Raw genomic sequence first — 22,376 nt, forward strand, 5'->3', positions numbered from 1 at the left:
CATATGCGATGCCGCCTAAGGGGGCGATCCTGTGATGGAGCTGAAAACCTCAGCGCACGTCGACTCTTTTCCCCGCGACCAGCTGCCGCCCGCCGACCAGTGGCCCCGGCTGCTCCTCGATGAACTTCCCGGGCCGGCGTATCCGGACCGGCTCAACTGCGGGGCGGAGCTGCTGGACCGGACCGTGGAGCGCTTCGGCGCCGACCGCCCCGCCTTCCGTACCGGCGCCGGTGAGCTGTGGACGTACGGCGAACTCCGGGCCGAGGTCGGCCGTATCGCCCATGTCCTCACATCGGATCTCGGGGTCGTGCCGGGCAACCGGGTGCTGCTGCGCGGCCCCACCACACCGCATCTCGCCGCCTGCTGGCTCGCGGTGATGAAGGCGGGCGCGGTGGCCGTGACCGTACTGGCCACCCAGCGCCCGCAGGAGCTGGCCGAGGTGTGCGCCCTCGCCCGGATCAGCCATGCGCTGTGCGACATCCGCGCCGTCGACGACCTGGTGAAGGCGGAGGTCCCCGCGCTGCGGATCACCACGTACGGCGGCGAGGGGCCGCAGGATCTGCTGCGGCTGGCCGCCGCCAGACCCGACAGGTACGAGGCCGTCGCGACCTCCGCCGACGATGTGGCTCTGATCGCCTTCACCTCCGGCACCACCGGGCGGCCGAAGGGCTGTATGCACTTTCACCGCGATGTGCTGGCCGTCGCGGACACCTTCGCGCGGTACGTGCTGAAGCCCCGCCCCGACGACGTCTTCGCGGGCAGCCCGCCGCTCGGTTTCACCTTCGGCCTGGGCGGGCTTGTGGTCTTCCCGCTGCGCGCCGGCGCCTCGGCCCTCCTGCTCGAACGGTCCGGGCCGCGCCAGCTGCTGCCCGCGCTCGCCAGGCACCGGGTATCGGTGCTGTTCACGGCGCCGACCGCGTACCGCACGATGCTGGACGGGCTGGACTCGTACGACCTCTCGGCGCTGCGGCGCTGTGTCTCGGCAGGGGAGCATCTGCCCGCGGCCACCTGGCACGCCTGGCACGAGCGGACCGGGCTGCGCATCATCAACGGCATCGGCGCGACGGAGCTGCTGCACATCTTCATCTCGGCCGCGGACGAGGCGGTGCGCCCCGGGACGACGGGTGTTCCGGTGCCCGGCTGGCAGGCGCGGGTGGTGGACCGCTCAGGCCGCCAGGTGCCCGACGGCGAGCCGGGCCTGCTCGCGGTGCGCGGCCCGGTGGGCTGCCGCTATCTGGCCGACGAGCGCCAGTCGGAGTATGTGCGGGACGGCTGGAACCTCACCGGCGACACGTACCTGCGCGACGGAGACGGCTACTTCACCTATGTGGCCCGTGCCGACGACATGATCATTTCTGCCGGGTACAACATCGCGGGCCCCGAGGTCGAGGGCGCGCTGCTGCGCCATCCCGACGTCCTGGAGGCGGCGGTGGTGGGCCGCCCGGACCCCGACCGGGGGCAGGTAGTGGTGGCGCATGTGGTGCTGCGCGAGGGCGCGGCGCGGGAGGCGGAGCCACTGCGGGAGTTCGTGAAGTCCGAGCTGGCCCCGCACAAGTGCCCCCGGGTGGTGGTGTTCGCGGACGCGCTGCCGCGGACCGGAACGGGGAAGCTCCAGCGGTTCCGGCTGGGGTGAGCGGGTCGACGACGCGGCCCCTCCCCCGGAAACTCATGTGCCTGGCGCCCCGCCGTCCCGCACCATGTGCCGCATGACATGGACCTTCACCCGGGACCTGGACGACTTTCTCGCCACCGCGGAGCCTGCCGCCGCCGCGCACCCTGCCCGGAACACTCTCCTCCTGACCATCACGGCTGCGCTCAAGCGCCACGGTCCGCGCTTCTACGGCGACAGCGCGCCCCTTTACGGCTGGTGGCGCTCCCCGGCCGGCGCGGTGGACGGCGCCGTCGTGTGGACACCGCCACACCCTCTGCAGGTCGGGGTGGTCCCCGGCGAAGCCACGCCATCGCTCGCGCACGCCTTGGACGAGTGGCGGGTGACCGCTGTCAACGCCGAACGGTCCGTGGCCGACGCGCTCACCGCGTCGTGGCCCGGCCGGACCACTACACAGGAGCAACGCCTTTACCGGCTGGCCGAGTTGATCCCGCCATCACCCTGCCCTGCCGGGCAGGCACGTACCGCCACGACCGCCGACCGTGAGCTGCTGACGGAGTGGCACCGCGCCTTCGGCCGCGACACGGGGCAGCCGTTGGCCCGGGTCGCGAGCTCCGTCGACGACCGGACCTCGTACGGCGGACTGGCTCTCTGGGAGCACCGGGGCGTCCCGGTCTCCATGGCGGGGGTGACCCGTCCCACTGCGGGCACTGTCCGCATCGCCCCGGTGTACACCCCGCCCGGCCTGCGCGGTCGCGGCTACGCGGCGGCAGTCACCGCGCACATCAGCCGGGGGGCGCTGGACGCAGGCGTGGCCGATGTGCTGCTCTTCACCGACATTGCCAATCCGACCAGCAACGGCGTGTACCGGCGCATCGGGTACCGGCCGGTGGCCGACCGGGCCGTCGTCACCAGGACAGTCGGCGCAGCCGTCACTTGAGTGTGAGCCTCGGCTTCGGGGCGTCGGCCCTGCCGGTCCTGGGGGCGCGGCTGCCCGCCCGGTACGGGAGGGGCCACGGCGCGGCCGGGCCCTCGTACCCCTGCTCCGCCGCCGCGTGCAGGGTCCAGTGCGGGTCGTAAAGATGCGGGCGGGCCAGCGCGCAGAGGTCCGTGCGGCCCGCGAGCAGCAGCGAGTTGACGTCGTCCCAGGAGGAGATCGCGCCCACCGCGACCACCGGTATGCCCAGTTCGTTGCGGATACGGTCGGCGAACGGGGTCTGGTACGAGCGGCCGAACGCGGGCTTCTCGCCGGGCACGACCTGCCCCGTCGAGACGTCGATCGCGTCGGCCCCGTGGGCGGCGAATGCGCCGGCGATCGCGACCGCCTCGTCGGGTGTCGTGCCGCCGGGTGCCCAGTCGGCGGCCGAGATACGGACCGTCATCGGCCGGTCTTCGGGCCAGACGGCCCGTACCGCGTCGAAGACCTCCAGGGGAAAGCGCAGGCGGCTGCGGAGGGAGCGCCCGTAGCCGTCGGTGCGGAGATTGGTGAGCGGGGAGAGGAAGCCGGAGAGCAGATAGCCGTGCGCGCAGTGCAGTTCGAGCAGGTCGAAGCCTGCCCGCACGGCGCGGCGGGCCGCCAAGGTGAACTGGTCGCGCACCGCGGTGAGTCCGGCCGCGTCCAGTTCCGACGGGACCTGGCTGACGCCCGGCCGGTACGGAAGCGGGGACGCGGCGGACAGCGGCCAGTTGCCGTCCGGGAGTGGCTCGTCCATGCCGTCCCACATGAGGCGGGTGGATCCCTTGCGGCCGGAGTGCCCGAGCTGGACCCCGATGGCGGTGCCGGGCGACTGCTCGTGCACGAAGGAAGTGACGCGGCGCCAGGCCGCCGCCTGTTCACCGGTATAGAGGCCGGTGCAGCCGGGTGTGATGCGGCCCTCGGGGCTCACGCACACCATCTCGGTCATCACCAGACCGGCGCCGCCGAGGGCGCGGGCGCCCAGGTGGACGAGGTGGAGGTCGCCGGGGACACCGTCGTACGCCGAGTACATGTCCATGGGCGAGACGACGACGCGGTTGCGCAGTTCGAGACCGCGCAGCCGCAGCGGGGTGAACATCGGCGGGGTGCCGTCCCGGCAGCCGAAGTCGCGCTCCACCGTGTCCGTGAAGGCGCGGTCGCGCAGCCGCAGATTGCCGTGCGTGACCCGGCGGCTGCGGGTGAGCAGGTTGAAGGCGAACTCCCTTGGCGGCTGGCCCAGATACATGTCCAGCTGCTCGAACCACTCCAGGCTGGCCCCGGCCGCCCGCTGGGTGGAGGCGACGACGGGGCGGCGCTCGCTCTCGTACGCGGCGAGCGCGGACGGCAGGTCGGGCTGCTCCTCGATGTTCGCCGCCAGCGCGAGCGCGTCCTCGACGGCGAGCTTCGTGCCGGAGCCGATGGAGAAGTGCGCGGTGTGCGCGGCGTCGCCGAGCAGCACCGTGTTCCCGTGCGACCAGCGGTCGTTGACGACGGTGCGGAACGCGGTCCAGCTGGAGTTGTTCCCGGTGAGCGGCCGGCCGCCGAGCGCGTCGGCGAAGATCCGGGCGCACCGCTCGGTGGACTCCCGCTCGTCGCAGCGGTCGAGGCCCGCGGCCTGCCAGACCTCCTCGCGCATCTCGACGATGACGGTGGAGGCATTGGGCCCGTACGGGTAGCCGTGCAGCTGCATCACGCCGTGCTCGGTCTCGGCGATCTCGAAGCGGAAGGCGTCGAAGGCGAAGGGCGCGGAGAGCCAGATGTAGCGGCAGCGGTGGGTTGTGACACGGGGGGCGAAGACGTCGGCGTAGGCCCGGCGGGTGGCGCTGTGCACCCCGTCGGCCGCGACCACCAGGTCGTGGGTCGCAGCCAGTTCGGCGGGGGGTGGTGCCTCGGTGCGGAAGCGGATCCGTACGCCCAGCGCGCGGCAGCGCTCGTGCAGGATCTCCAGGAGGCGGCGCCTGCCGAGCGCCGCGAAGCCGTGACCGCCCGAGGTCAGGGTGGTGCCGCGGTGGACGATGTCGATGTCGTCCCACCGTACGAACTCGTCCTGGAGGGCGCGGTGTACGGCCGGGTCCGCCTGCTCGATGCCGCCGAGGGTCTCGTCGGAGAGTACGACGCCGAAGCCGAAGGTGTCGTCGGGGGCGTTGCGCTCCCAGACGGTGACGGACCGGGCGGGATCGAGCCGCTTGAGGAGGGCGGCGGCGTAGAGCCCGCCGGGTCCGCCGCCGACGACCGCGACCCGCAGGGCGGCGCCGGCGCGCTGCCCTGTACCGGCCGCCACGGCTACCTGCCCTGCCACTTGGGGGGCCGCTTCTCGGTGAAGGCGGCGTGGAACTCGGCGTAGTCCTCGCCGTTCATCAGCAGCGCCTGCGTGGTGGCGTCCAGTTCGACGGCTGCGGCGAGCGGCATGTCGAGTTCCGCGGTGAGCAGCGCCTTGGTCTGCGCGTACGCGAGCGCCGGGCCCTCGGCGAGGCGGCGGGCCAGCGCGGCCGCCCGCTCGTCCGCCCGGCCCTCGTCGGCCAGCTCGCTGATCAGGCCGATCCGCTCGGCCTCGGGCGCCAGGACGGGCTCCCCCATCATCAGCAGCCGGGTCGCGTGCCCGAGTCCGACGACGCGTGGCAGCAGATAGGCGGCGCCCATGTCGCCGCCGGACAGCCCCACCCGGGTGAAGAGGAACGCGAAGCGGGCGGTCGGGTCGGCGACCCGGAAGTCGGCGGCCAGCGCGAGGACCGCGCCCGCCCCCGCGGCGACCCCGTGCACGGCGGCGATCACCGGGAAGGGGCACTCGCGCAGCGCCCGGACGACCTGTCCGGTCATCCGGTTGAAGTCGAGGAGCTGGGCGGTGTCCAGGGCCAGGGTGGCGCCGATGATCTCCTCGACGTCGCCGCCCGAGCAGAATCCGCGCCCCTCACCGGCGAGGACGAGCGCGCGTACCGACCGCTCGCGGGACAGCTCCGCGAGCAGGTCCCGCAGATCCGCGTAGGCGCCGAAGGTGAGGGCGTTGAGCTTTCCCGGGCGCGCGAAGGTGACGGTCGCGACCCCGTCCTGCCTGGTCACGCGGAGGTGGTCCCAGTGCTCCACGGGGTCCGCTGAGCCGGAAAAGGGGCTCATGGTGTGCGGCCTCCTTCGGTCGGGGGACTCGTCCGAAGGCCGGCCGGAGACCCGGTGAAAGAGCGGCGTGCCCCTTCAAATTATCACTCCCCTGTGACTACCGTCACGAGTACGCGATAAAGAAGATGACAGAGCCTCCCGCCGGAAGTCCCGCCAGAATGTGGCACAGGTCCCATTTCCTCCCGGCCGCTGCCCCTACTCGCGCCGCCTCCCGCTCCGTATCGTTTAAATCAGGACAACCCCCTCCACACCGAACGGAACTCCAGCCGTGCCGGACACCTCGCGCCCCGCCTCGTGGCGCATCGCGCTGCCGCACACCGTGGCCGCGGTGCCGATAGCGCGTGCGCTGATCCGTACGGTGCTCGCCGACCTGGAGGGCGAGGACGCCGCGGACTCCGACACGGCCGAGCTCCTCACATCCGAGCTGGTCGCCAACGCCGTGGAGCACACGCTCGGCAGCGACCCCATAGAGCTGGTCGTGGAGGTCCTGCACACCGGCTGCCAGGTCGAGGTGCACGACCGTGACCCGGTCCCGCCCGGCGATCTGACCCGGACGCCGCCGTCGGGACCGCCCGACCCCTTGCAGGAGCACGGCCGCGGCCTGCTGCTCATCCGGACGCTCAGCTCGTCCTACGGCCACCGCCCGACCGAGCACGGCAAGGCCGTCTGGTTCACACTGCCGGCGGGTCCTGCGGACTGAGCTGCCGCGCTCCGAGCCGGGAGCGGCGGCGTCCGTAGGCGGCGTAGACGACCGCCCCGGCCAGCAGGAAGCCCGCGAACTGGAGCCAGGTCCGCCAGCCGGTCCCGTACATCAGATACACGCAGAACCCGACCCCCAGGACGGGGCTGACGGGGAACAGCGGCACCCGGAAGGTCCGCGGGAGCTTCGGGTGGCTGCGGCGCAGCGCGATCACCGCGACGTTCACGGTCACCATCGTGGCCAGCGCCCCGATGGTCGTCAGATTCACCACGACGTCGAGCGAGGCGAACGCGGCGGGAACGGCGACGACGGTCGCCACGATCCAGGTGTTGGAGACCGGCGTCGAGGTCTTCGGGGAGACCCTCTCGAAGACCGCGGGAACCAGCCCGTCGCGGGACATCGCCATCAGGATGCGGGTCTGCCCGTACATCACGGCGAGCACCACCGACGCGATGGCGACGACCGCACCGAACGCGATGACACCGCCGCCGACCGATGAGCCGGTGACCTGGTTGACGATCAGGGAGAGCGCGGCGGGCCGGTCGGCGACGGCGGGCGCCCCGAACGCGCCGATGGCCGCCACGGCGACCGCGCAGTAGAGCACGGTGACGATGCCGATACAGATCATGATCGCGAGCGGGATGTTGCGCCGCGGGTTCCTGACCTCCTCGCCGGCCGTGGTGATCGCGTCGAAGCCGATGTACGAGAAGAACGCGATCGAGGCGCCGGAGGTGATGCCGCCGGCACCGCCGGGCGCGAACGGCACCAGGTGGCCGTCCCGGAACGCGGTGAAGGCGATGGCGCAGAAGACCAGCAGGATGCCGATCTTCAGTACGGCCATCGCGGCCGTGGCGCGGGCGCTCTCCCGGACGCCGCGCACCAGCAGCACGGCGGCGAGTCCGATCACCACGACGGCGGGCAGGTTGATCACTCCGCCGTCGCCCGGACCGCTGGAGAGCGCGGCGGGCAGCTGCCGTCCGGTGAGGCTGTCCAGCAGCTCGTTGAGGTACTGGCTCCAGCCGACGGCGACCGCGCTCACCGAGATGCCGTACTCCAGGAACAGGCACCAGCCGACCAGGAAGGCGGTGCGCTCGCCGAGTGTGGCGTACGCGAAGGAGTACGAGCTGCCCGACACCGGGACCGCGCCGCCCAGCTCGGCGAAGGAGAACGCCGTGAAGACACAGGTGACCGCGGCGAGCACGAACGAGACGATGACCGCGGGACCCGACTTGGCCACGGTGTCGGAGAGACCGACGAAGATTCCGGTCCCGACGATGGCCCCGACGCCGAAGCACACCAGCTGGAAGAGCCCCATGGTGCGGCGGAGGCCGTGCCCCTCCAGATCCGCGCCGGATTCGGCGATCAGGAGTTCGGGGGACTTGAGGCGCAGCCCCGGCGAACGGGACAGCCGGGGCGAACGCGGTTCTGCGGGGTGGGGGGAACGCATGGGGGCGGGGTCTCTTTCCGGACGTGCGCGGAGCGGCGCGCACAGCGGCACACACAGCGAAGTGGGGTTCGAGCGTGCGAGCCCGAACCCCACCAATGGACGACATAGTAGCCGCCTTATCGCATATTCACCCAATCGGGCGCATGACTATGCCGCGTGCCCCGCCCTACCCCTTGCCCTGCCCGTCGCCCTGTCCCTCGCCCGCCAGGGTGGCGACCAGGACGGCCTTGATCGTGTGCATCCGGTTCTCCGCCTCGTCGAAGACGACCGAGTGCTCCGACTCGAAGACCTCGTCGGTGACCTCCAGCTCGCTCAGTCCGAACTGCTCGTGGATCTCGCGCCCGACCCGGGTGCCCAGGTCGTGGAAGGCGGGCAGACAGTGCAGGAACTTCACCCGCGGGTTGCCGGTGGCGCGCAGCACGTCCATCGTCACGGCGTACGGCGCGAGCGCGTTGATGCGCTCGGCCCAGACCTCCTTCGGCTCCCCCATCGACACCCAGACATCGGTGACGACGAAGTCGCAGCCCTGCACGGCCTCGGTGATGTCCTCAGTGAGGGTGACGGTCCCGCCGCTCAACTCGGCCAGCTTCCGCGCCTGCGCGACGACGTCATCGGCGGGCCAGTAGGCGCGGGGCGCGGCGATCCGCACGTCGAGCCCGAGCAGCGCACCGGTGACCAGATAGGAGTTGCCCATGTTGAAGCGGGCGTCGCCGAGATAGGCGAAGACGATCTGCTCCAGCGGCTTGTCGGTGTGCTCGGTCATGGTGAGCACGTCGGCCAGCATCTGGGTGGGGTGCCAGTCGTCGGTGAGTCCGTTGTAGACGGGGACCCCGGCGTGCTCGGCGAGCTCCTCGACCTGCGGCTGGCTGTCACCGCGGTACTCGATGGCGTCGAACATCCGGCCGAGCACGCGGGCGGTGTCCTTGAAGGACTCCTTGTGCCCGATCTGGGAGCCCGAGGGGTCGAGGTACGTCGTCGACGCCCCCTGGTCGGCCGCGGCCACCTCGAAGGCGCAGCGCGTCCTGGTCGAGGTCTTCTCGAAGATCAGGGCGATGTTCCGGCCACGCAGCCGCTGCACTTCGGTGCCCGACTTCTTGGCCGCCTTGAGCTCGGCGGCCAGCTCGACCAGGGCGCAGAACTCCTCCGCGGTGAAGTCGAGCTCCTTGAGGAAGTGGCGGCCTGCGAGGTCTATCGCCATGGTGGCTGCTCCTTGGGGCGCGAATGGATAGGCAGGGGGAGAGGTTGGAATTCTATGCGGTTGAGCGCATCACTATACGGCATCCGCTCATACGGCATCCCGCTGGACCGGGCAGCTCATGCACCGCGGCCCTCCCCTGCCCCGGCCCAGTTCGCTGCCGGGAATCTCGATGACTTCGATGCCCTCCTTGCGCAGATGCGTGTTGGTGGTGAAGTTCCGCTCGTACGCCACGACCACACCCGGCTCGACGGCGAGGACGTTGCAGCCGTCGTCCCACTGCTCTCGCTCCGCCGAGTGCACGTCCTGGGTCGCGGTCAGCACCCGGATACCGCTCAGCCCCAGCGCCCCGGCGATGGCGTGGTGCATCTGCTCCGGCGGGTGGTCGGTGACCTTCAACTCCCGGTCGCCGTCGCCCGGTTCGATGGTGTACGAGCGGAGCATCCCGAGACCCGCGTACTGGGTGAAGGTGTCTCCGTCGACCATCGTCATCACGGTGTCCAGATGCATGAACGCCCGCCGCTTCGGCATGTCGAGCGCCACGATGGTGCGCGCGGAGCCGGCCGCGAAGAGTCCGCGGGCCAGCATCTCCACCGCCTGCGGCGTGGTCCGCTCGCTCATCCCGATCAGGACGGCGCCGTTGCCGATGACCAGGACGTCGCCGCCCTCGATCGTGGACGGGTAGTCGACCTGCCCCTGCGACCAGTGGTGGAAGGCGCCCGAGCCGGTGAAGAGCGGGTGGTGGCGGTAGATCGCCTCGAAGTGGACGGTCTCGCGCTGTCTGGCCGGCCAGCGCATCGCGTTGATGGAGACACCGTCGTAGATCCAGGCCGAGGTGTCGCGGGTGAACAGATGGTTCGGCAGCGGATCGAGCAGGAAGTCGTCCAGATCCATCACATGGAAGCGGACCGAGACCGGCTCCCGGTACCGCTCCAGGAACTCCCGTTTGGTCATTCCGCCGACCAGCACCTCCGCCAGGTCACCGACGGACAGGTCGTCGAAGACCGTCCGCAGATGGTGGGTGGCGAGCGGGCCGTACTCCTTCTCGTCGAAGACCCGGTCCAGGATGAGCGCGCGGGCCTCGGGCACCTCAAGCGACTCCCGGAGCAGGTCGTCGAAGAGATGCACCTCCACGCCCCGCCCGCGCAGGACGTTGGCGAAGCCGTCGTGCTCCTGGCGGGCCCGGCGCACCCACAGCACGTCGTCGAAGAGCAGCGCGTCCTTGTTGCTGGGGGTGAGCCGCTTCAGTTCCAGACCCGGCCGGTGAAGGATGACGCGGCGCAGCGGCCCCGTCTCGGAATCGACATGGAATCCCATCCCCCCATCCTGTCCCCGGTCCGCCCCGCTCACCCCTGTAGGTGAGGGGATGAGCGGAGGCGTGTCCGGCCGCCCCCCGGAGGGGAGCGCCCGCTCAGAGCCTCGGGTCGACCGGCTCCGACTCCAGGGCCAGCACGGCGAAGACCGCCTCGTGGACCCGCCACAGCGGTTCGCCGTCGGCGAGCCGGTCCAGCGCCTCCAGACCGAGGGCGTACTCGCGCAGGGCGAGGGAGCGCTTGTGGCCGAGGAAGCGCTGACGGAGCCTGGCCAGGTTGTCCGGGCGGGTGTACTCGGGGCCGTAGATGATCCGCAGGTACTCGCGGCCGCGCACCTTGATGCCCGGCTGGACGAGCCGCCGCTTCCCGTCGCGTACCAGCGCCTGGAGCGGCTTGACGACCATGCCCTCGCCGCCGCGTCCGGTCATCTCCAGCCACCAGTCGGTGCCGGAGCGCACGGACTCCTTGTCGCCCGTGTCGACGACCAGCCGGCGAGTGGTCCGCAGGAGGCCGCTCTGGTCGTGCTCGACCAGCCGGTCGAGCCAGGCCAGCTGCTCGTCGTGGGGTACGGCTGCGAGGGACCGGCCCTCGGCCGCGAGCAGCTGGAACGGTGCGAGCCGTACGCCGTCCAGGCCGTCCGTCGTCCAGCAGTACCGGCGGTACGCCTCGGTGAAGGCGACCGCGTCATCAGCCCTCGCGCGCTGCCCGGCGAGCAGCGCGCCGACCTCCACGCCCCGGGCGGCGGCTGCTTCCAGGGCCCCGACGACGCCGGGGAACACGGCGCGCGAGGCGGCGCCCACCGCCGCGTACTGCCTGCGCAGCAGCCCGGTCGCCTTGAGCGACCAGGGCATCAGCTCCGCGTCGAGCAGCAGCCAGCCGGTGGCCAGTTCGTCCCAGAGTCCGGCGTCGGTGACGGCCGTGCGCAGCCGTCCGAGTATCTCCTCGGTGACTGCGGGGTCGTCGAAGAAGGGGCGGCCGGTCCTGGTGTGCAGCGAACCGGTCGGCCCGGACACCCCGAAGCGCTCACGCGCGGCTTCGGCGTCCCGGCAGACGAGGGCGACCGCCCGCGAGCCCATGTGCTTCTCCTCGCACACGACCTTCGCGACACCGTCCGCCCGGTACTGGGCGAAGGCCTCGGCGGGGTGTTCCAGATAGCCGTCCAGATGCGAGGTGCCCGTGGGGGACATGGTCGGCGGAAGGTAGGCGAGCAGCTGCGGGTCGACCGCGAAACGGGTCATGACCTCCAGCGCAGCCGCCGCGTTCTCCTCGCGGACCGCGACCCGGCCGGTGTGCCGGGTCTCCACGACGCGCCGGCCGCTGACGTCGGCGAGGTCGAGCGGGCGGCCGTCGTGGCCGCCCGGCGCCTCGGTGGTGAGCGGGCGGACCGGCTCGTACCAGACCTGCTCCGCTGGGACGTCGACCAGTTCGCGCTCGGGCCAGCGCAGCGCCGTCATCCGCCCGCCGAAGACCGCGCCGGTGTCCAGGCAGAGGGTGTTGTTGATCCAGCTGGTGTTCGGTACGGGGGTGTGTCCGTAGACGACGGCGGCGCGGCCGCGGTAGTCCTCGGCCCACGGGTAGCGCACGGGCAGGCCGAACTCGTCGGTCTCGCCCGTCGTGTCCCCGTACAGCGCGTGGGAGCGGACCCGGCCGGAGGTGCGGCCGTGGTACTTCTCGGGCAGCCCGGCATGGCAGACGACGAGCCGTCCGCCGTCCAGGACGTAGTGGCTGACGAGCCCGTCGACGAACTCCCGCACCTGCTCGCGGAATTCCGGGTCCCGCGTGTCCTCCTTCTCCAGCTGCTCGATGGTCTCGGCGAGTCCGTGACTGTGCTGGACCTTCCGTCCCCTGAGGTAACGGCCGAGCTTGTTCTCATGGTTCCCGGGCACACAGAGCGCGTTGCCCGCGGCGACCATCGACATGACCCGGCGCAGCACACCCGGGCTGTCCGGGCCGCGGTCCACCAGGTCGCCGACGAAGACGGCGGTACGGCCTTCGGGGTGCGCACCGTCGGTGTAGCCGAGCCGGGTGAGCAGGGTGTCCAGCTCGGAGCTGCAGCCGTGAACGTCACCGATGATGTCGAAGGGGCCGGTGAGGTGGGTGAGGTCGTTGTACCGCTTCTCCAGGACGACTTCGGCCCCCTCGGCCTCCGCCGCGCTGCGCAGGATGTGCACCTTGCGGAAGCCCTCCCGCTCCAGGCCGCGCAGCGAGCGGCGCAGTTCGCGGCGGTGCCGCTGGATGACGTGGCGGGGCATCCCGGCCCGGCCGGGACGTACGGCGTTGCGCTCGGCGCACACCTCCTCGGGCAGGTCGAGCACGATCGCGATGGGCAGTACGTCGTGCTCGCGCGCCAGCCGCACCAGCTGCCTGCGGCTCTCGGGCTGCACGTTCGTCGCGTCCACTACGGTCAGCCGTCCGGCGGCCAGCCGCTTCCCCGCGATGTAGTGGAGGACGTCGAAGGCGTCGCCGCTGGCGCTCTGGTCGTTCTCGTCGTCGGCCACCAGGCCGCGGCAGAAGTCCGACGAGATGATCTCGGTGGGCTTGAAGTGCCGGTGCGCGAAGGTGGACTTGCCCGAACCGGTGGCCCCGATGAGGACCACGAGGGAGAGATCGGTCACCGGGAGGACGCGCGGGCCGGGACTTGCGGTGCTGCTGGTGTCTCCGGTGCTGCTCATGCTGCTTCCGCCTCCTTCGGCGCTGTGGCGGACTTCGGGATCATGGTGAACACAGCGAGCTGGGTCGGCGGACCCACCTCCGGGTCGTCGGGCCCCACGGCCCTGAACTCCACGCCGTACCCATGCCGTTCGGCCACTTTTCCGGCCCAGACCCGGAACTCCTCGCGGGTCCACTCGAAACGGTGGTCCCCGTGGCGCACCTGCCCGGCGGGCAGGGTCTCCCAGCGGACGTTGTACTCGGCGTTCGGCGTGGTCACCAGGACGGTCTGCGGCCGCGCGGCGCCGAATACCGCGTACTCCAGCGCGGGCAGCCGCTCGGGGTCGACATGCTCGATGACCTCGCTCAGCACCGCGGCGTCGTACCGCCTGAGCCGCTTGTCGGTGTACGTGAGAGAGCCCTGGATGAGCTTCACCCGGGCCGCACGGCGCTCGCCGAGCTGGTCCAGACGCAGCCTGCGGGCCGCGATGTTCAGCGCGCGCATCGACACATCCATGCCGACGACCTCGGTGAAGCGGGTGTCCTTCAGCAGCTCCTGCACCAACTGGCCCTGGCCGCAGCCCAGGTCGAGCACCCGGCCCGCGCCTGCCGTGCGCAGCGCGTCCAGGATCGCCGCCCGGCGCCGCGCCGCCAGCGGTACCGGCTTCTCCTCGGTGTCCGTGGTCTCGTCGACCGCGTTGTCGATCGACTCGACCTCGGTGTCGTCGGCCTCCGCCAGCCGCACCAGCTCCAGGGCCTCCATCGCCTGCCGGGCCAGTCCCCAGCGCCGCGACAGGTAGCGGCTGGTGATCAGTTTCTGCTCGGGATGCCCGGCCAGCCACCCCTCGCCGGCGCGCAGCAGCTTGCCGACCTCGTCGGGTGCCACCCAGTAGTGCTTGGCGTCATCGAGGACGGGCAGCAGCACATAGAGCTGCCGCAGCGCGTCGGCGAGCCGCAGCTCGCCTTCGAGCACCAGACGCACGTACCGCGATTCGCCCCACTCCGGGAACTTCTCGTCCAGCGCGACCGGCTCGGCCTTCACCCGCTCCCAGCCGAGCGGGGCGAACAGCCTGTGCACCAGGCCCGGGCCCCCGCCGACGGGCAGCGCGGGCACCTCGATCCGCAGCGGCATCGGGGTCTCGGCCCGCTCCGGGAGTGCGGTGCACACGCCGCGCAGAGCGCTCTTGAAGACGGTGGTCATGGCGACGGACAGCAGCGAGGAGGCGGCGTACGGCCGGTCGTTGACGTACTGGGCGAGCGCCGCGTCGGGTGCGCCGCCGCGCCCTTTGCCCTTGCCGCGCCGCACCAGCGCCACCGGATCCACCTCCAGCAGCAGCGCGGCCGTGCAGCGCTCGGCGGTGGCCTCCGGATAGAGGACGTGCGCCGTGCCGTGCGAGGTGGAGAACGCCTGCGCCTTGTCGGGATGCTTGTGCAGCAGGAAGCCGAGGTCGGTGGCGGGGCGCTCTGGGGTGCCGGTGGTGCTGATCGTCAGGAACACGGGTCCGAGTATCACCCGGTCGGCCGGGCCCGACCAGAGGTTTTCATGGTCTTCGGGGCGGATTACGGAGCCGCGCGAGGTCCGCGATCTCCTCCGGGCCGACCCGGCAGCAGCCGCCGACCAGTCTGGCTCCGGCCTCCTCCCAGCCTTCCACCTTCGCGGCCGCGAAGGTGGAGCGGCCACGCCAGCCGCGGCGCTCCGCGTCCCATTCCTCGCCGCTGTTCGGATAGACCACGACGGGCTTGCCGGTGGCCGACGACGCGAGCTCCACGGCCCGGTCCACGTCCCCGGACGCACAGCAGTTCACGCCCACGGCGACGACCTGGTCCCGGTCCGCCGCGAGCGCGAAGGCCTCGGCCAGCGGCTGCCCGGCCCGGGTCCGCTCCCCCGTGACGCTGTACGAGAGCCAGACCGGCTTGCCGCATCCGGCGGCCGCCCGCAGCAGTGCCTCGGCCTCGTCGGTGTCCGGCACCGTCTCCAGCGCGAGCACATCGGGGTCAGCCGCGGCCAGCGCCTCGATCCGCGGCCGGTGGAAGCGCTCCAGCTCCCTGACGGTGAGCCCGTACCGCCCGCGGTACTCACTGCCGTCGGCGAGCATCGCACCGTAGGGGCCGACGGAGGCGGCGACCCAGACCTCGTGGTCCACCGTCCCGGCGGCCTCCCGGGCCAGCCGCACACTGCGGGCCAGCAGCCCGGCGGCCTCGGCCCGGCCGGCTCCGCGCCGCGCGAAGCCCTCGAACGTGGCCTGGTAGCTCGCGGTGATGAGCACCTGGGCGCCCGCCCGTACATACGCCGTGTGCGCCGCCACGATCTGCTGGGGATCGTCGGCGAGCAGCCGGGCCGACCAGAGCGCGTCGGAGAGATCACAGCCCTGCGCCTCCAGCTGGTTGGACAGGCCGCCGTCGAGGACGACGGTGGACTCGGCCAGCGCGGCGGCGAGTGTACGGACGGGGCGCACCCTGGCTCCTAAGTCAGCTGGGAGAGGACCTGCGAGGAGATCAGCTCCAGGTGGTCCAGATCGTGGAGGTCGAGCACCTGGAGGTAGATGCGCGACGCCCCGATGGCCTCATAGCGGCCGATCTTGTCGACGACCTCGGCGGGCGAGCCGCCGAGCCCGTTCGCCTTCACGTCCGCCGTGTCACGCCCGATGGCCTCCGCCCGGCGCGCCACCTCGGCGTCGTCCTTGCCGACACAGACGACCAGCGCGTTGGAGTACACCAGGTCGTCCGCCCGGCCGGCCGCCTTGGCGGCTGCCCTGACCCGCCCGAACTGGCGCTCGCTGTCCTCGATCGAGGCGAACGGGATATTGAACTCATCGGCGTACCGCGCGGCCAGCCGCGGTGTACGGGTCGCCCCGTGCCCGCCGATCAGCACGGGCACCTTCGCCTGGGCGGGCTTGGGCAGCGCGGGCGAGTCCGTGAGCTGGTAGTAGGTGCCGTCGTAGCTGAAGGTCTCACCGGTCCTGGTCTCCCAGAGCCCGGTGATGATGGCCAGCTGCTCCTCCAGGCGGCCGAACTTCTCCCTGGGGAACGGAATCCCGTAGGCCCGGTGCTCCTCCTCGAACCAGCCCGCACCCAGGCCCAGTTCGACGCGGCCTCCGGACATCTGGTCCACCTGCGCCACCTGGATGGCGAGGACACCGGGCAGCCGGAACGTGCCCGCCGTCATCAGCGTCCCGAGCCGGATCCGACGGGTCTCACGGGCGAGGCCGGCCAGCGTGATCCAGGCGTCGGTGGGGCCGGGGAGGCCGTCCCCCGATCCCATCCGCAGATAGTGGTCCGAGCGGTAGAAGGCGTCGAAGCCGAGGTCCTCGGTTGCCTTGGCGACGGTCAGCAGAGTGTCATAGTCGGCCCCTTGCTGGGGCTCGGTGAAGATTCGAAGATCCATGCATCCATCCTGCACCTTCGACCGTCCCCCGAGGTCTCCCGCAGTGCCCGCCCCGCGGGTGTCCGGCGATTCCTCCGGCTCTACCTCGGGGACCTCTCCGCGTCCCGCTCCTCCAGCTTCCGCAGCATTCCGCGCACCCGGTCACCCGACTCGTCCGCCGCGTCCATGGCCTCGATGCACTGCCAGTAGACGGACTCGTCGTCGGTCCCGCAGGCGACACCGACCAGGGCGATGCCCACCTCGCCGAGCAGCACCCCGAGCGCCGTCAACACCTCCCGCACGTCGCATACTTCGGTCAGCTGCGCGGCCCGTATCAGTCCGCCGCGCACCGTCGGCACTTCGAGCGCCCCGCAGCCCCGGCCGCCCGATTCACTGAGCGCCCGCGCTTCGGCCCGCAACTCCTGCGGACCACGCAGCGCCAGATGCCCGCCCACGGCGCCGGAGAGCGCCTGCGCCTGCCACGCCTCCACCATGGTGTCCCGTTCCGGAAGGCTCCGTGCCAGAGCGTCCCGGCTGATTGCGATGAGCCGCACCCCGTCCATCCCTGTCCCCGTTCGTATGACTTACCGTCTCCCCTTTCATTACCCAGAGTGAGGGCAGCTGGACCATAAAGCCAGAGGAATTCGGAAATCTGTGGACGCAAGACGCATTGTTGATAACTCACTCACTCCGGAGAGTGACGATCCATGGTGCGCTTCGCCGGAAAACGTGACTCATTTCGGTCAATTTTGTCTGAAAGTGCCGAAAGAACGTCGATCTCCAGCACCTCGCAGAACTGCAGCAGATAGGCGAAGACGTCGGCGACCTCGTCCGCCACCCGGTGCGCCGACCCGGGATCGTCCATCACCCGCGCCGACTCCTCGGGCGTCAGCCACTGAAAGATCTCGACCAGTTCGGACGCCTCCACGCTCAGTGCCGCGGCCAGGTTCTTCGGTGTGTGGTAGGGCTGCCAGTCCCGCGCGGCGGCGAACTCGGCCAGCCGGCGCTGCAATTGCGCTACGTCCAGTTCTGTCACGCGCCCAGGTCTACCACCGAGACACCCGCCAGCTCACCGGCCCACCGAGAGTCCGACGCCGTGCCCACCACCCTGATGTGGCCCTGGGCGCAGATCGCCGCGGCTAGAGCGGTGAGCTCACGCGCCTGCCGTGGATCGAGGGAGCGGTCGAACCCGTCGGCCAGCACCGTCAGAGACTGCATCGCGGGCGGCACCTCGCCCGCGGGATCCACCGCGAGTACGCCGGGCCCGGTCAGCAGCACAAGGGCGAGCGCGAGATAGCGCAACTCACCCTCGCCCAGCCGCTCCACCGGGGTGCCCGCACCGCTGCCCCGGCCGAGCACCGCCCGTACCCGCCCGTCCGTCAACTCCTCCGCCGCGAGCCCCGCCACCGGCCCCGTGCACCCCGCACGTGCCGCCGCGACCAGCTGCCGGTGCCGGTTCGCGCACTCGGACTGGGTGCGGTACAGCACCGAGGCCAGGTTGTCGCACCCCCGCCGCAACAGCCCCGCACCGGCGGCCACCGGACGGCGCATCCGGTGTGGCTGGGGGTCGCAGGCGAAGACCGAGCGCAGTGCCACCACCACCTGCTCGGCAGCGGCCAGCACCTTCAGCTGTCCTTCCGTCTTGCCCGCCACCCGCAGCGGGAGCAGCGCGGTCCCCATCCGGTCGTCGGGCAGCGGCGCCCGGGTCACGGGGACCGCGCCCGCCGTGTGCCAGGCGGCCTGCACGGTCCTGCGCGCCGGATCACGCAGCGCCGTGGAGAGCAGCAACTGGCCGCCTGCGGTGAGCCGTTCACCCACCACGCGCAGTTCGGGCTCGGCCTGCACCGCCAGATCGAGGTGTACGGGGCCGGCCGGGCCGTCGACGGTGCAGCCGATCCGGAAACCCCGCCGCCCCTGCGCGTCCGCGCCTGCCCACTCCGGGACACAGCTGCCCGGGTCCTCGAAGACCTCACCGAGCTCGTCCCCAGCGCCGAGCCGCGCCAGCGCCTCGTACACCTGGAGCGCGCTCGTCTTACCGCTCCCGCTCGCCCCGGTGAACAGGGTCAGCGGGGCGAGCGGAAAGGCGGCGCCGCGGTGCGACTTGAAAGCCGAGAGCCGCAGTTCGGTGACCGTGGGGCGTGCGTAGGTTGCGTCCATGGTCCGGACCGTACGCACGCGTCACGTTGGCGAACCGTTCCGTCTGCATGACCTTCCTACGATCGGGGGACTGCGGCCGCCGCGATCCCCTCCACCTCCATGCCGGCGGGGGCCAGCAGGAAGACGTTCTTGTCGACCCGGTGCATCCCGCTGCCCAGGCCGAAGACCACGCCGCTGCTGAAGTCCAGGATGCGCTTGGCCACTTCGGTCTCCGCCCCGGTCAGGTCGAGCAGCACCGGCACCTGCCCGACGAGGTACTCGGCGACTTCACGGGCGTCCGCGAAGACCTGGACACGCAGGACCACGAAACGGCGCTGCTCGGCCGCGTACTCGTTGGGGATCGTCTCGTGATCGACTCGCGAGGGCCATTCGTTGCGCCCCCGCAGCGGCACCACCTGGGCGAGCCCCTCCCACTGCTCGTCGGTGACGTCGTACTCGTCGTACCTGCTCACCGGACCACCTCGGCTGGGCTTTCTATCTGCATCAGCCAATTCTGACCCCCACCACCCGTTCGGCCCAACACCGACACGTGTGAGTGCCTTGATCAGCGCCGGGTGTGAGCGCACTCACTCCGCCGCTCACTCCGCGCACTCAGTTCACAGCCGCCTCCAGTGCCTCGGCCACCGAGGTGAAGAACCGGGTGTGGGACCGGGCGCTGTCCGGGGCTTCCGGATTCCACGGCAGGACCCGGGCCCGGCCGGTGAGGCGCAGCCACTCGTCGTTGGCGCGCAGTTCACCGAGAGGTGTGGCGTTCGACCGGACGTCGGCGAGCACGACATTAGGGTGGAGCGCCGCCGCCTCCGCCCAGCTGACGGTGGCCCAGTTCGCACCCGCGCCTTCGGGCGGCCGCACCATGCTGACGCCGTGCTCCGTCAGCTCGCGCAACTCGGGCCACGCATGGGGGCGTGCGAGATGCACCTGGTCGGGCCCGGCGGGCGAGAGCGCGAGGACCCCCGGCCGGGACGGCAGGTCCGCCGCCACGCGGAGCCGTTGGTGTGCGGCATCCAGCAGCCGCTGCTGTTCTCCGTCGCCGCGGGCCCCCAGCGAGCGGGCGAGCGCGCCGAACCGGCCCCTGATCCCGTCCAGTGTGTGGGTCTGCCCCACGTCGATGACCACGACGGGGACCTGCTCCTCCAGGTGTTTGGCGGTGTCCGGGTCCAGTCCGTACACCTGGCCGCCGCCGTAGCTGACCGCTACCACGAGGTCCGGACCGCCGCTGAGCAGCGCCTCCAGGTCCAGTGCGCCGCCCGCCCCCAGATAACGGACGTCGTCGGGCGGCAGCGACCCCGCCTTCGCCGGGTCGACCGCCGCGCCGTCGTGCAGGGAGCCGAAGACCGCGTGCGGGGCCAGTCCGTGGTCCCACAGAGTGGCTCCGGCCCGGATGTACGCCGTCACCCGCGACGGTGTCCGTCCGGCCGTCGACAGTTGTCCACGGTCGTCGGAGAACTGCCAGCCAGCTGGTTCCATGACGTTTCGCGCCTCCTCCGGGTCAGCGCCGTCCGGCCTTCCGGGCGCCGCACACCCGTACCTGCCCAGCTCGCGTGTACGGCATTCGGAGCGGACCGGCCCACGTCCGGGATTCGCGCGCCGCCCCGTACTCGGCCACGGTTGAGTAGCCGTACTCACGTCGCGGCCGCCCGGTTCCGGCAGCCTGGAAGCGGAGGGAAGCGGGGATACGCCCCCACTGACACATACACGCGGGGCCTGCGTGACAGGCAGGTGCGGCTTCCCGGTTCCGGGCACAACGACACGACGGTGGTGGAGAGACGATGAACGGCAAGAGCCTGGTGCGGCGGATCGGCCGGACAGTGGCGGGTGACTGGGTCTCGCGCGGGTACCTCGTGGTCATCGCGGCCCTGCTGGTCTGGGTGTGGGTGGACACCACGCTGGTCTCGCACCCGGACGCGTCGTTCTCCGGGGTGTACCCGATCCTGCTCACCCTGCCGACCAGCCTGCTTCTGCTGCTGCCGGGCGTCGAGGCACCGCTGACGTGGGTCGTGCTCGTGGCTGCGGCGCTGGTCAACTCGACGTTCATCAGCCTGATCGTCCGCCGGGCCTTCGGGCCCGGCTCCGGATCCGGACCCAGCAGCACTCGGCATGTCGGCCCTGGTGCGGCCTCTGTGCGGTGACGTACTCATTGACGTACCGGGCCGGGTGTCCCGGCCCGGCTCCTGCCGGACAATCCCGTCCCCCGGTCCCGTCCGCGTTGCCCGGGCGGGCGGATGCGGGAGAATGACGGCATGCAGAGACTCTCTCTCGAAGCCCTGGCCCGCCAGCAGATCGAACTGGCGGCCACGGCCGGTGGCGGCCACACAGCGGACACCGTCTACGGCGGTCATGAGAAGGTCCTGCGCCAGACGGTCATCGGGATGACGCGCGGCTCGCACCTCGCCGAGCACGAGAATCCCGGCGAGGCCACGGTGCAGGTACTGCAGGGCCGGGTGCGGCTCTCGGCGGGCGATCTGTCCTGGGAGGGCCGCCAGGGCGACCTGATCATCGTGCCCGACAACCGCCACCGGGTGGAGGCCCTGGAGGACTCCGCGATTCTGCTGACCGTGGCCAAACTGCTCTGACGGCCCCGGGCGCGCCGCCTGGCGGGCGACCGCACCTGCGGCTCGGCACCGGAGCCGGTGCCGAGCGGCCCGCAGGATAGCCTCAGCGGCCGGAGTGTTTCCGGCCGAACGGGCAGCGGGGGTACGGCAGTGAGCGGCGACCACGACGGTATACCGGGAGAACCCCAACGCGCCCGGCCGGTACGGTCGTTGGGCAGGCTGCCCGCGGTCGTCAGAGGCGGGGCGACCCTCGCCCTGCTGATCGCGGTGGCAGCAGTGGGCCTGTTGTTCCTGCCGATGTCCCCGAGGGTGCCCGACCCGTCCGAGGACGCAGAGATGAAATCGACCGTGCAGGTGGCCTGCGGCTCGGTTCTGAACCCTGCGGGCGACGACGCGCTGGCGGACCACCGCGACACCGCACCGGCCTGCGGATCCGCCCGGATCCAGCGGGCGGGATGGTCGGGCGTGGGCCTCGGCGCCGCCTTCGTCGTGCTGGTGCTGTCACTGCTCATGGCCGACGGGATGTCCGAGGACCCCACGACGGCCCGGGAGCGGCCCGGCGGCGCGCCGGGGCAGGGCTCCACGGACACCAGGTAATTCGTGGTGTGCGCCCTCACTCCGGGCGGGCGTCCGGTTCCGAGACGACGTCGAGCAGGCGCGGCAGGAACGTGACAGCCAGGTGTTCCGGGGGCAGGGCGTCCGATTCGACGAGGCTCTGGGTCAGCGCCCCTTCGTGAAGGGCGGTCGTCAGGCGGGCCAGTGAGTCGAGGTCGACGGTCGGTGTGCGGCCGAGGCGCTCGAAGAGACGGCCGAGGAGGACGACGATCCGTTCGCGCAGCAGGCGGTCGTGCTCGGCCAGCGTGCGTGCCGCCTCGGGATGCCGGATGGCGTGCAGGGTGAACTCCGTGGACAGCAGGAACCATCCGCGCTCGGCCTCGTCGACGGCGCTCATGCGGGCGATCAGGGTCCGCAGCGGGTCGTCCATGGTGTCGAGTTCGTCGACCGCCCGGGCAAGCCGCTCGGTCACCCGCTGTGCCTGCAGGTCGAACAGCGCGAAGAACAGCTCTTCCTTGGTGCGGAAGTTGGAGTAGAACGCCCCCCGCGTCAGCCCGGCCCGCTCGCAGATCACCTCGATGGAGGCTCCGTAGAAACCGCGCTCGGCGAAGATCTCCCGGGCCGCTTCGAGCAGCCGCGCGGTGGTCTGCGGGCGGCGCTTGGTGGGCCCCTTCGGCATGGATTTCCTCCCGGCCATTGACACCTCGGCGCGACTCTCCGCATGATACAGCACCGTATTCGATACAGATCTGTATCCGATACGGATCCG

Annotated in this window: 21 protein-coding genes; 6 read left to right on the plus strand and 15 right to left on the minus strand. The window is 71.4% G+C overall.

All coding sequences use genetic code 11. From position 1 onward, the window contains the following. Window positions 1–34: 34 nt before the first annotated feature. On the plus strand, window positions 35–1,633 hold the full coding sequence (locus OG452_RS06590) for an AMP-binding protein (protein WP_327294677.1): 1,599 nt from the start codon (window positions 35–37) through the stop codon (window positions 1,631–1,633). Between the two features lie 73 nt (window positions 1,634–1,706). Further along, window positions 1,707–2,549: a GNAT family N-acetyltransferase gene (locus OG452_RS06595; protein WP_327294678.1), complete on the plus strand. Its 843-nt coding sequence runs from the start codon at window positions 1,707–1,709 to the stop codon at window positions 2,547–2,549. On the opposite strand, the gene OG452_RS06600 is transcribed toward OG452_RS06595, so the two are convergent. Both OG452_RS06600 and OG452_RS06605 read right to left on the minus strand, forming a co-directional pair. Further along, a complete protein-coding gene (locus OG452_RS06600; RefSeq protein WP_327294679.1) occupies window positions 2,542–4,863 on the minus strand; it encodes a bifunctional salicylyl-CoA 5-hydroxylase/oxidoreductase in 2,322 nt (773 codons plus the stop codon). The two genes, OG452_RS06595 and OG452_RS06600, sit on opposite strands and share 8 nt — an antisense overlap. Next, window positions 4,848–5,675, minus strand: coding sequence for an enoyl-CoA hydratase family protein (locus tag OG452_RS06605; protein WP_327294680.1), 828 nt, complete (start codon window positions 5,673–5,675; stop codon window positions 4,848–4,850). The genes OG452_RS06600 and OG452_RS06605 overlap by 16 nt, the downstream gene beginning before the upstream one ends. Window positions 5,676–5,943: 268 nt before the next feature. Here OG452_RS06605 and OG452_RS06610 point away from each other — a divergent pair, with 268 nt between their 5' ends. Continuing rightward, window positions 5,944–6,375 carry an ATP-binding protein gene (locus OG452_RS06610; RefSeq protein WP_327294681.1) on the plus strand — a complete coding sequence of 144 codons (432 nt, stop codon included), beginning with the start codon at window positions 5,944–5,946 and terminating at the stop codon, window positions 6,373–6,375. On the opposite strand, the gene OG452_RS06615 is transcribed toward OG452_RS06610, so the two are convergent. From OG452_RS06615 to OG452_RS06670, 12 genes are all read right to left on the minus strand, one after another. Next, window positions 6,347–7,822, minus strand: coding sequence for an amino acid permease (locus OG452_RS06615; RefSeq protein ID WP_327294682.1), 1,476 nt, complete (start codon window positions 7,820–7,822; stop codon window positions 6,347–6,349). The two genes, OG452_RS06610 and OG452_RS06615, sit on opposite strands and share 29 nt — an antisense overlap. Before the next feature lie 166 nt (window positions 7,823–7,988). Then, window positions 7,989–9,020: an ornithine carbamoyltransferase gene (argF, locus tag OG452_RS06620; RefSeq protein ID WP_327294684.1), complete on the minus strand. Its 1,032-nt coding sequence runs from the start codon at window positions 9,018–9,020 to the stop codon at window positions 7,989–7,991. 87 nt (window positions 9,021–9,107) lie between these two features. Next, window positions 9,108–10,334 carry an arginine deiminase gene (locus tag OG452_RS06625; protein WP_327294686.1) on the minus strand — a complete coding sequence of 409 codons (1,227 nt, stop codon included), beginning with the start codon at window positions 10,332–10,334 and terminating at the stop codon, window positions 9,108–9,110. A 94-nt stretch (window positions 10,335–10,428) separates the two neighbouring features. Further along, complete coding sequence (locus OG452_RS06630) at window positions 10,429–13,002, minus strand: polynucleotide kinase-phosphatase (protein ID WP_327294687.1); 2,574 nt, start codon at window positions 13,000–13,002, stop codon at window positions 10,429–10,431. Then, a complete protein-coding gene (locus OG452_RS06635; protein ID WP_327294688.1) occupies window positions 12,999–14,477 on the minus strand; it encodes a 3' terminal RNA ribose 2'-O-methyltransferase Hen1 in 1,479 nt (492 codons plus the stop codon). Before OG452_RS06635 ends, OG452_RS06630 begins: the two co-directional genes overlap by 4 nt. 43 nt (window positions 14,478–14,520) lie before the next feature. Further along, window positions 14,521–15,435, minus strand: coding sequence for a homocysteine S-methyltransferase (mmuM, locus tag OG452_RS06640; protein WP_327294689.1), 915 nt, complete (start codon window positions 15,433–15,435; stop codon window positions 14,521–14,523). An 8-nt stretch (window positions 15,436–15,443) separates the two neighbouring features. Beyond that, window positions 15,444–16,364: an LLM class F420-dependent oxidoreductase gene (locus OG452_RS06645; RefSeq protein WP_327294690.1), complete on the minus strand. Its 921-nt coding sequence runs from the start codon at window positions 16,362–16,364 to the stop codon at window positions 15,444–15,446. An 80-nt stretch (window positions 16,365–16,444) separates the two neighbouring features. Beyond that, the gene (locus tag OG452_RS06650; RefSeq protein WP_327294691.1) at window positions 16,445–16,906 is read right to left on the minus strand and encodes a DUF6099 family protein; all 462 of its coding nucleotides are present in this window, start codon (window positions 16,904–16,906) and stop codon (window positions 16,445–16,447) included. Window positions 16,907–17,028: 122 nt separating this feature from the next. Beyond that, window positions 17,029–17,379 carry a nucleotide pyrophosphohydrolase gene (locus OG452_RS06655; RefSeq protein ID WP_327294692.1) on the minus strand — a complete coding sequence of 117 codons (351 nt, stop codon included), beginning with the start codon at window positions 17,377–17,379 and terminating at the stop codon, window positions 17,029–17,031. Then, complete coding sequence (locus OG452_RS06660; protein WP_327294693.1) at window positions 17,376–18,500, minus strand: AAA family ATPase; 1,125 nt, start codon at window positions 18,498–18,500, stop codon at window positions 17,376–17,378. The genes OG452_RS06655 and OG452_RS06660 overlap by 4 nt, the downstream gene beginning before the upstream one ends. Window positions 18,501–18,556: 56 nt before the next feature. Then, entirely contained in the window at window positions 18,557–18,952 is a 396-nt protein-coding gene (locus tag OG452_RS06665) for a cell division protein SepF (protein WP_164266402.1), read from the minus strand. Window positions 18,953–19,091: 139 nt separating this feature from the next. Further along, the gene (locus OG452_RS06670; protein WP_327294694.1) at window positions 19,092–19,967 is read right to left on the minus strand and encodes an ABC transporter substrate-binding protein; all 876 of its coding nucleotides are present in this window, start codon (window positions 19,965–19,967) and stop codon (window positions 19,092–19,094) included. Window positions 19,968–20,269: 302 nt separating this feature from the next. Between OG452_RS06670 and OG452_RS06675 the strand changes: the two genes are divergently transcribed. The 3 genes from OG452_RS06675 to OG452_RS06685 all read left to right on the plus strand — a co-directional run bounded on the left by OG452_RS06675 (window position 20,270) and on the right by OG452_RS06685 (window position 21,649). Then, window positions 20,270–20,629, plus strand: coding sequence for an SCO4225 family membrane protein (locus OG452_RS06675; RefSeq protein WP_327294695.1), 360 nt, complete (start codon window positions 20,270–20,272; stop codon window positions 20,627–20,629). Window positions 20,630–20,740: 111 nt separating this feature from the next. Next, window positions 20,741–21,073 (plus strand): cupin domain-containing protein, encoded by a 333-nt coding sequence (locus OG452_RS06680; protein WP_327294696.1) that lies wholly within the window; start codon window positions 20,741–20,743, stop codon window positions 21,071–21,073. Window positions 21,074–21,262: 189 nt separating this feature from the next. After that, window positions 21,263–21,649: a hypothetical protein gene (locus OG452_RS06685; protein WP_327294697.1), complete on the plus strand. Its 387-nt coding sequence runs from the start codon at window positions 21,263–21,265 to the stop codon at window positions 21,647–21,649. Window positions 21,650–21,665: 16 nt separating this feature from the next. Here OG452_RS06685 and OG452_RS06690 read toward each other — a convergent pair whose 3' ends face one another. After that, on the minus strand, window positions 21,666–22,286 hold the full coding sequence (locus tag OG452_RS06690; RefSeq protein WP_327294698.1) for a TetR/AcrR family transcriptional regulator: 621 nt from the start codon (window positions 22,284–22,286) through the stop codon (window positions 21,666–21,668). Window positions 22,287–22,376 lie beyond the last annotated feature (90 nt).

Source organism: Streptomyces sp. NBC_01197, assembly GCF_036010505.1.
Taxonomy (GTDB): Bacteria; Actinomycetota; Actinomycetes; order Streptomycetales; family Streptomycetaceae; genus Streptomyces.